At 68.2% G+C, this 9,116-nt stretch carries 8 protein-coding genes; 5 read left to right on the top strand and 3 right to left on the bottom strand.

Going from position 1 to position 9,116, the window contains the following annotated elements:
- Window positions 1-1,344 (bottom strand): type VI secretion system Vgr family protein (locus tag BW991_RS21470; RefSeq protein ID WP_139335979.1); only part of this gene is annotated, 1,344 nt, incomplete at its 3' end.
- Between the two features lie 294 nt (window positions 1,345-1,638).
- On the opposite strand from BW991_RS21470, the gene BW991_RS21465 reads away from it, so the two are divergent.
- Genes BW991_RS21465 through BW991_RS21445 form a run of 5 tightly spaced genes read left to right on the top strand, consistent with a single transcriptional unit; the run spans window position 1,639 to window position 7,640 of the window.
- A complete protein-coding gene (locus BW991_RS21465; RefSeq protein ID WP_076604152.1) occupies window positions 1,639-2,742 on the top strand; it encodes a polyamine ABC transporter substrate-binding protein in 1,104 nt (367 codons plus the stop codon).
- A 23-nt stretch (window positions 2,743-2,765) separates the two neighbouring features.
- The gene (locus tag BW991_RS21460) at window positions 2,766-3,911 is read left to right on the top strand and encodes an ABC transporter ATP-binding protein (RefSeq protein WP_076604151.1); all 1,146 of its coding nucleotides are present in this window, start codon (window positions 2,766-2,768) and stop codon (window positions 3,909-3,911) included.
- On the top strand, window positions 3,908-4,849 hold the full coding sequence (locus BW991_RS21455; RefSeq protein ID WP_076604150.1) for an ABC transporter permease: 942 nt from the start codon (window positions 3,908-3,910) through the stop codon (window positions 4,847-4,849). The genes BW991_RS21460 and BW991_RS21455 overlap by 4 nt, the downstream gene beginning before the upstream one ends.
- On the top strand, window positions 4,846-5,727 hold the full coding sequence (locus BW991_RS21450) for an ABC transporter permease subunit (RefSeq protein ID WP_076604149.1): 882 nt from the start codon (window positions 4,846-4,848) through the stop codon (window positions 5,725-5,727). Before BW991_RS21455 ends, BW991_RS21450 begins: the two co-directional genes overlap by 4 nt.
- Before the next feature lie 5 nt (window positions 5,728-5,732).
- Entirely contained in the window at window positions 5,733-7,640 is a 1,908-nt protein-coding gene (locus tag BW991_RS21445) for an ABC transporter ATP-binding protein (protein WP_084205186.1), read from the top strand.
- Between the two features lie 21 nt (window positions 7,641-7,661).
- Here BW991_RS21445 and BW991_RS21440 read toward each other — a convergent pair whose 3' ends face one another.
- Both BW991_RS21440 and BW991_RS21435 read right to left on the bottom strand, forming a co-directional pair.
- Window positions 7,662-7,823, bottom strand: coding sequence for an SRPBCC family protein (locus BW991_RS21440; RefSeq protein WP_244551781.1), 162 nt, complete (start codon window positions 7,821-7,823; stop codon window positions 7,662-7,664).
- 6 nt (window positions 7,824-7,829) lie between these two features.
- Entirely contained in the window at window positions 7,830-8,930 is a 1,101-nt protein-coding gene (locus tag BW991_RS21435) for an acyltransferase family protein (RefSeq protein WP_076604148.1), read from the bottom strand.
- Window positions 8,931-9,116: the final 186 nt, after the last annotated feature.

Here is a 9,116-nt window from a genome sequence, read left to right as displayed (position 1 = left end):
GCGGATGCGCTGGTCGCGGTCGGTGTGGGTGGGCGCCGGCTCGCCTGCGCCGGCACCCTCGCCGACGACGATCGCGGTGGTGGGGCCGCTGACGGTGGGGCGGGGGTGGATGGCGCGGCCGTGGCCGTCGCACAGCAGCGGGCGCCAGGGCACGGCGGCGGGGACGCAATGGATGCGGTTGCGGTAGAAGTCGGCGGTGCCGGCGTCCGGCGCGGTAGCGCTTGCGGATATGGGCAGGAGCGTCGCGAGGTTGTTGCGGGCGCGGTGCGTGACGGCGGTGATCAGGAAGCGGCGCTGCTCGGCGTCGGTGCCGGCGTGGCGCGCATGGTCGGCGAGTTCGAAGGTGGTGCCGGGTGCTGCGCCGCGCACGGTGCCTTCGCCGAGCATCTGCCGCATGCGGGCGTCGATCGCTTCACGCTGGCGACGGATCATGCGCTCGCCGTCCGCCGCGGTCTGCCAAGCGTAGGGGCCGGGGTCGTCGATGGCGACGGTGGCGACGCCCGTTGCACGGTTGATGGCGCTGTCGGCGGTCTGGGGGCGCGTCGCGAGGCTGCGGTAGTCCCAGCTCGCGGCGCGGGTGGCGGTGGTGTCGATGCGGGCGCTGGCGGTCCAGCGGTCGAGGCTGTCTTCGGCGAGCGTCGCGCCGGCCTGGGTGAAGCGGATGTGCGCCTGCGGGTTGTCGCGGAAGGCGGCGTTGTGGTCGGCGATGACGAGGGTGTGGGCGCCGAGCGCGGGGCCGCTGTCGGCCTGGTGCTCGAACCAGCAGAACAGCCCTTCCTCGGCGAGCAGGCGCCGGAGGAAGGCGAGGTCGCTTTCGCGGTACTGGGTGGTCATGCCGCGCCGCGGGTAGGCGGCGGGATCGGCGAGCTGCCAGCGCCATGCGGGGGCGAGCCGCCCCCGTGCCTGCCAGTCGCCGAGCAGTTCGTCGACGATGTCGACGATGTTCATGTCCTGGAACAGGTAGCTGTCGCGCGTGCGGCCGAGGAAGCTCAGCCACGGTTCGATTGTCAGCCGGTAGCGCGCGAAGCCGCCGTCGGCGCCGAGGCGGGCGGCATGGGTGATGTGGCCGTGGAAGGGCCGCAGGGCGGTGCGCGAGGCCGCGGTGAGCAGATCGACGCGTGCGGGCTGGCCGAGCAGGGGGGCGAGCGGCAGGTGGGCGTCGGCGCTCACGGCGGTGAGCTCGATGCGGAAGCCGGCATGTTCGGCGAGCGGGCCGAGCGCCTCGTCGATGGTGGCCGTTTCGGCGAGCAGGACGTCGGGGCCGAGCGGCGTCGTCAGCGTGAGCAGGCGCGCGGTCTGACGCCATCCGGCGGCGTCGGCGATGAGGTCGGGGATGCTGTGCATATGGGGTCCGGGACGCGCGCCGCGGCGAACAGGGACAGCAGCGTCACTTGCGCTTGGTTGCCGGAAAACCCGTTAGCATATCCTAAAAACATGTCAACGGGATTCTCTTCGGGCCGCTTGCACGGGGATGCACGGAGCGTGCAAAACGCGGTCGAAGTTCAGGCCGGATGCCTGCTGCGGGCTCGTGCGCGGCAGTCGTGGTCGGGAAGGCGCCGCATTGCGCAAAAATGTTGCGTACATTTTTCGGGCGCCTGTGCACAATATGGGTACGTGGGACTGGGTGCGAGGAATGCGATGCGACTGCACGGGTTGCTGGCGGCGCTGCTGGGCCTTCTGGGGGCCGCTCTGTTCGCGTCCGGCGCGGGCGCGGCCGACGCGAATGCGCTGAACGTCTACAACTGGAACGACTACATCGCACGCGACACGATCGCGGCCTTCGAGAAGAGCTCCGGCATCGCGGTGAAGTACGACCTGTACGACAGCAACGCGATGCTGCAGGGCAAGCTGCTGACCGGTTCGAGCGGCTACGACGTCGTCTATCCCAGCGTCGAATACGCGGGCCGGCAGATCCAGGCGGGCATCTTCCAGCCGCTCGACAAGGCGCGCCTGCCGAATCTCGCCAACCTCGATCCGGTGATCCTCAAGGCGGTCGAGCGCGCCGACCCCGGCAACCGTTTCGTCGTGCCCTACATGTGGTACACGACCGGGGTCGCGATCAATGTCGACAAGGTGGAGAAGGCGCTGGACGGCAAGCTGCCGGACAACGCGTGGGATCTCCTTTTCGATCCGGCCGTGACCGCGCGCCTGAAGGGCTGCGGCATCGCGCTGATGGACGAGGCGAGCGACGTGATCCCCGCGGCGATGCTGTATGCCCGCGCCGATACCACGAAGATGGATCCGGCCGACATCCGCGCCGCGCTCGAGCGCATCCGCCCGGTGCGGCGCGACATCCGCGTGTTCAACACCTCGCCGATCGACCAGATGGCCAAGGGCAGCCTGTGTGTCGCGATGATGTTCTCGGGCGACGCGCTGATCGCCGCGCGGCGTGCGGCCGAGTCGCACACCGGCGCGAACGTGCGCTACCTGATCCCGAAGGCGGGGGCGATGATGTCGGTGGATGTGATGGCGATCCCGCGCGATGCGCCGCACGTCGCCAATGCGCATGCGTGGATCAACGCGATGCTGGATCCGCGGGTCGTCGCGCAGATCTCCAACGAGACCTACTACCTCAGCGCGAACACGGCGGCGCTGCCACTGACCTCGGCGGAGATCACCGGCAATCCGGCGATCAATGTGCCCGAGGCGCTGAAGCTGCGCCTGCACGCGAAGCCGGTGCTGACGAAGGAGGTTCAGCGCGAGCTCACGCAGGCGCTGAACCGCTTCAAGACGGCGAAGTAGCGCGGCCGGGCCGGGAGACGGGCGTGGAACCGGACGGCGAAAAAGGGGCGGACTGGGGCGCGAAGAGGGGGCAGGCCTACCTGCGCATCGAGGGCGCGACGAAGCGCTTCGACGACACGCTCGCAGTGGATGACGTGTCGCTGGCGATCGCCGAACGCGAGATCTTCGCGCTGCTGGGCAGCTCGGGCTGCGGCAAGTCGACGCTGCTGCGCATGCTCGCCGGGCTGGAGACGCCGGACGCGGGGCGCATCGTGCTCGACGGTGAGGACCTGGCCGCCGTGCCCGCGCACCGCCGCCCGACGAACATGATGTTCCAGTCCTATGCGCTCTTCCCGCACATGACGGTCGAGGCCAACGTCGCCTTCGGCTTGTGGCAGGAGCGGCCGCGGCTCACGCGTGCCGAGGTCGAGGCGCGCGTCGCCGAGATGCTGGAGCTGGTGCAGATGCAGCGCTATGCGCGCAGGAAGCCGCACGAGCTCTCGGGCGGGCAGCAGCAGCGCGTCGCGCTCGCGCGCAGCCTCGCGAAGGAGCCCAAGCTGCTGCTCCTCGACGAACCGCTCGCGGCGCTCGACAAGAAGATCCGCCAGCGCACGCAGCTCGAGCTCGTGAACCTGATCGAGCGCGTCGGCGTCACCTGCATCCTCGTCACGCACGACCAGGAAGAGGCGATGACGATGGCCGGGCGCATCGGCGTGATGAGCGAGGGGCGCCTGCTGCAGGTCGGCACGCCGGGCGAGATCTACGAGACGCCGACCTGCCGCTTCACGGCCGAGTTCATCGGCGAGACCAACCTGTTCCGCGGGCGGGTCGAGGGCGGGGCGCTCGCGTGCGAGGACTTTCCCGCGGCGATCCTGCTGCCGCCGGATGCGGCCCTGGCCGAGGGGGATGAGGTCTGGGTCTCGGTGCGCCCCGAGCGCGTGAGGCTGAGCCGCGCCGGGGCCGCATCCAGTCATGCGCCCGACGGGGCCGGCTGCAACGCGGCATCGGGCGAGGTCGCCGACATCGCCTACCTCGGCAGCCATTCCGTGTATCACGTGCGCCTCGCCAACGGCCGCATCGTGATCGCGAGCGTGCCGTCCGTGCATTGGGGCGACGCTCCGCCGCCGACCTGGGGCGATGCAGTGCGGGTCGCGTGGTTCGCGCCCGACGGCGTGGTGCTGACGCGATGAAACGGCAGAGCTTCTTCCTTGCGCGCGGACGCTTCTGGGTGGGAATGTTGCCCTGGGCGTGGATGCTGCTGTTCTTCGCGCTGCCCTTCGCGCTGATCCTCAAGGTCAGCCTGTCCACGCCCGAACTCGCGATCCCGCCCTACGTGCCGCCCTTCGTCATGGAACCGGGGGCTGTGCTGCCGCACTTGCGACCGGACCTCGCGAGTTACCGCCGCCTGCACGACGAGCTGCTCGCGCTCGGCACCTCCGGCGCCGACCTGCAGTACCTCTCCGCGTGGGGCAACTCGCTGCTGCTCGCGGCACTGACGACGCTGTTGTGTCTGCTAATCGGCTATCCCTTCGCCTACCACATCGCGCGCTCGCGCGAGGCCGCGCGCAACACGCTGCTGATGCTGGTGATGCTGCCCTTCTGGACCTCGTTCCTGCTGCGCGTGTACGCGTGGATGGTGCTGCTCGACAGCAGCGAGCTCGGGCTGGTCAACCGTCTGCTGCTCGCGGCGGGCCTCGTCGATGCGCCGCTGCAGCTCCTCTACAACGCGGGTGCGGTGCTGGTCGGCATGGTCTACAGCTATCTGCCCTTCATGGTGCTGCCGCTCTACGCCAACCTCGTGAAGCTCGACCAGCGCCTGCTCGAGGCGGCCGCCGACCTCGGCGCGCGGCCGTGGACGACCTTCCTGCGCGTGACCCTGCCGCTATCGCGGCGCGGCATCGTGGCCGGCTCGATGCTGGTGTTCATCCCGGCGGTGGGCGAGTTCGTGATCCCGGATCTGCTGGGCGGCGGCGACGTGCTGATGATCGGCCGCAAGATCTGGGACGACTTCGGCCCCAACCAGGACTGGCCGATGGCGGCCGCGGTCGCGGTGACGATGGTGCTGGTGCTGATCGCGCCCATCGTGCTGCTGCACCGGCATGGCCGCAACGCGGAGGAAGAACAGTGAGCGCGCGGTCCCGCCCCGGTGCGACGGCCTGGCTGCTGGCGGTGTACGTCTTCCTGTACGTGCCCATCCTGTGCCTGATCGTGTTCTCGTTCACGGCCGGCGAGATCACCACCCAGTTCGACGGCTTCTCGCTGCGCTGGTATGCGGAGCTCGCGCGCGACGCGGAGCTGATTGACGCGGTGTTGCTGTCGCTGCGCGTCGGTGCGCTGGCGGCGACGGCGGCGGTCGTCGTCGGCACCGCCGCGGCCTTCGTGCTCGCGCGCTTCGGGCGCTATCCGGGCAGCGCCGCCTTCGCCGGCATGACCACGGCGCCGATGGTGATGCCCGAGGTCGTCATCGGCCTGTCGCTGGTGCTGCTGTTCACCCATCCGCTCTTCGCCTTCCTCGGCGGACGCGGTGTCGCGGCGATCTGGGCCGCGCACACGACGCTGTGTACGGCCTATGTCACCGTGCTGGTGCAGTCGCGCCTGCGCGAGATGGACCGGTCGCTGGAGGAGGCGGCGCTCGACCTCGGTTGCCCGCCGTTCAAGGTCTTCTTCGTGATCACCGTGCCGGTGATCGCGCCGGCACTGATGGCGGGGTGGCTGCTCGCGTTCACGCTGTCGATGGACGACTTCGTACTCGCGGCGATGTTGTCGGACCCGGGCAGCACGACGCTGCCGGTGCTGGTGTTCGCGCGCCTGCACCACGGTCTCAAGCCCGAGATCAATGCGCTCGCGACGGTCATCGTCGCGGTCGTGTCGCTGGCGGTCGTCGTCGCCAACCGCGCGATGCTGTCGGCGCAGAGGACACGCGCGGCGGCGCTGCGACATGCGGCGGGAATTTCGCCGGGGAGCGTATCAGCCGTTACACTTTCGCATCCCGACATGCGGAGGTGAGAGGATTGCGCGTTCCCGAAACCGTCGAAATCATCGACGAGCAGGAAGACGAGAAGGCGGCCCAAGTGGCCGTCGCCGTCGACGAACAGGCCGTCCATGATCGCCCCGCCAGCCTGCCGGCGATGTACCGCGCGCTGTGGCAGCACGCGGAGGGCGCGAGACACCTGATCTTCGGCGCCTTCGGCCTGCTGCTCGCCTCGCAGCTCTTCAAGCTCGCCGTGCCGTGGTTCGCCGGCAACGCGATCAACGCGATCCAGAAGGGCGGGCTCGGTGCACTGTCCGACGCCGGGCGCTGGCTGATCCTCGTGTTCACGGCCATCGTCGCGACTTGGCTGCTGCACGGGCCGGGCCGCATCCTCGAACGCAACGTCGCACTGCGCGTGCGCGAACGCCTGTCGGCGCTGCTCGTCGGGCGCCTGATGCGCGCGCCGCTGGCGTGGCACGAGCGCCACCACTCCGGCGAGATCACGCACCGCGTGCAGCAGAGCACGGGCGCGTTGTACGACTTCGCGCAGAGCCAGTTCATCTACCTGCAGAACACCGTGCAGCTCATCGGCCCCATCGTCGCGCTGTGGCTGATCTCCACCCTTGTCGGCAGCGTCGCGGTGATCGGCTACGGCCTCATCGCGCTGATGATCACGCGCTTCGACCGCGTGATGATGAAGATCGCCGTCGACACCAACCGCGCCGAGCGTGCGTGGTCCGCGACCTTGGTCGACGTGCTCGGCAACGTGCTGTCGGTGCTTGCGCTGCGCCGTGCCGAAGGCGTCGCGCGCCTGATCGCGGCGCGGCTGGAGGCGATGGCGGGGCCCTTGAAGCGCAGCATCGTCATCAACGAGGCGAAATGGGCGGCCGTCGACCTGCTCGCGAGCCTGCTGTGGTGCATCCTCGTCGCCGTGTATGCCGCGCAGGCGGCCGGCTTGATCGGTGCAGAGGCGGCTGCTGGGGTTGCCACGGGCATCGCGCTGGGCAAGGTGTTCATGGTGTACGAATACTCGCAGCAGGCTGGCGGCGTGATCACCGCGATCGCCTCGCACTTCCAGTCGCTGTCGCGCCAGCGCGCCGACTTCGCCTCGGCGCAGCCGGTGTTCGCGGCGCGCGAGTCCGCCGAACCCGCGCGTTGCACTGCCGACAGCGAACCCTGGCACCGCATGACCGTCGCCGACCTGCGTTTCGCCCATGCCGGCGCCGACCGCGCCGGTGCGACGATCGACATCCCGCATCTGGAACTCGAACGCGGCCGGCGCTACGCGCTGGTCGGCCCCAGCGGCGCGGGCAAAAGCACGCTGCTGCGTCTGCTCGCCGGGCTCGACACGCCGGCCGAGGCCGTCGTGAGCTTCGACGCGATCCCTGCGCCCGAGACCGCGTCCATCCTGCGCGGCATTGCGACGCTGATCCCGCAGCAGGCCGAGATGTTCGACGGCACCGTCGCCGAGAACCTGCTGCTGGGCGGCACCGCCCACCCTGAGGCCATCACCGCGGCGCTGCGCGCCACCTGCGCGGACGCCTTCGTCGAGGGCTTGCACGGCGGGCTCGCCGCACGCGTCGTCGAAGGCGGCGCGAACTGGTCCGGCGGCCAGCGCCAGCGCCTCGCGCTCGCCCGCGGCGTGCTCGCGGCCGACGGCAGCTCGCTCGTACTGCTCGACGAACCGAGCAGCGCCCTCGACCCGGAAACCGAGGCGCGCGTGTACCAGGGCCTGTTCGAGCACTTTGCCGATGCGGTCGTCGTGTCCTCGGTGCACCGCCTGCATCTCCTCGACCGCTTCGACCAGGTGATCCTCATGCAGGACGGGCGCATCGAGGCGATGGGCAGCGCGTGGGAGCTCGCGCAAGCGTCGCCGCTCTTCCGCGAGCTGCTCGCAGTGCAGGCGCGGCCGGAGAGGCGCAAGCAGCCGGAAACGCCGCACCATTAACCCGGCTGCGATGGCGCTGCGTCACGAGCGGCGCGCCTGCATGAACTCGATCAGCTGGTCGAGCGCCTTGCCCCAGCCCTCCTCGAATCCCATCGCCGCATGCCGCCGGCAGTCCTCTGGCGTGCCGTGCACGACGCGGGCGCCATAGAGCGTGCCGCCGCCCTGCGGGCGATGGGCGAGCAATATTGCCTAGCGCGCGCGGCCCACCGCGACACCATGCGCATGCCTCAGCAGTGCCGAGGCCCTGTCCTGAAAGGCGTCGCCCAGCGCTCCAAACGAGCGGCCGAATAATGCTGACCAGAACCTTGCCGGTCGGCGTTCGACAAAAATGTGAATCGCATGAGCTATAGCGAGCACAGCAACGGCGATCAGGAAATAGGCCGCCACCCGATTGTCGTCGTCGGCAAATTGCGAAAGCAGCATGTAGCCGAAATGCGCATGGATCAGGTACAGCGGATACGTGATTCCGCCCGCCAGTCGCGCACCGGGGAGGCGCAAGGCCAGACCCGCCCTTGATGTCAGGAACACGAAGAACAGAAACTGGCAGACGACGATTGCGCCGATGATTGCTGCGGAAAACTCGACGCCCTTATTCACGGTCAGGCCGGCAGCTTTTCCTGCCGAGAACGAGGCGCACAGTCCGACGCAAAGGATCAGGGCGCCGAGCGATGCCGGGGTCTTTTCTTCCATGCGCATCGCAAATAGCGCCCCTGCCGCGAAGTAGCAGTAATACCCTGCAGCATATGGGAAGTTCTCCGCCCCGATGAGCCGCATGACAAGAATGTAGAGCGGCCACAACAGGAACATCAGTCTGAGCTTTGACTGCAGCCCCGTCGCCAGCGCCATGAACACCGCGAAATAGAAGCTCCATTCGTATTGCAGGGTCCAATAGACGCCATCCACGAATGGCAGGCCGAGCGGCTTGGGAAGCATGGTCAGATTGACCAGCATTTGCGGGAGGCTGACCGACATCTTCTGCCCGCCCCAAAACTGCGCGAACGCCGACGTGAATAGAACGGCGACCCAGAAAGCAGGAAAGAGGCGAACGGCACGGGAGGTCAGAAATTCGCCTGCCGTCCTGTTCCGTGACGAAAAAAAGATGACGAAGCCGCTGATCATGAAAAAGAACTCGACACCCAGAAAGCCGTATTTAGCGAATGCGATCAATTCCGGGATGTGAGTTATCGACGTCACCTTGCCGTTGCTGATTCCATTGAAAAAGTAATGGTAGGCGACCACCGCAAGTCCGGCTCCAAATCGTCCATAATCGAGCAATTCGAGTCTTTTCATCCGTGTTTCCCGACTATTGAGGCGCAATTCCTGCACGCCGTGCCGGCGTGCAGTGAAACGGCTGCTGAGAACAATGTCATTGCGGCCGGTTTGCAGTCCTTCGACCATAGCAGAAACGACAAGGCTCTCGACAGCTGACGATGGTTTCAATATCTTTCGACGGGCGGCGACCCCGCGGCGGCTATG

The sequence above is a fragment of the Aromatoleum tolulyticum genome (genome assembly GCF_900156155.1).
GTDB classification, from domain to species: domain Bacteria; phylum Pseudomonadota; class Gammaproteobacteria; order Burkholderiales; family Rhodocyclaceae; genus Aromatoleum; species Aromatoleum tolulyticum.
This window is presented reverse-complemented; position numbering and strand designations above follow the sequence as displayed.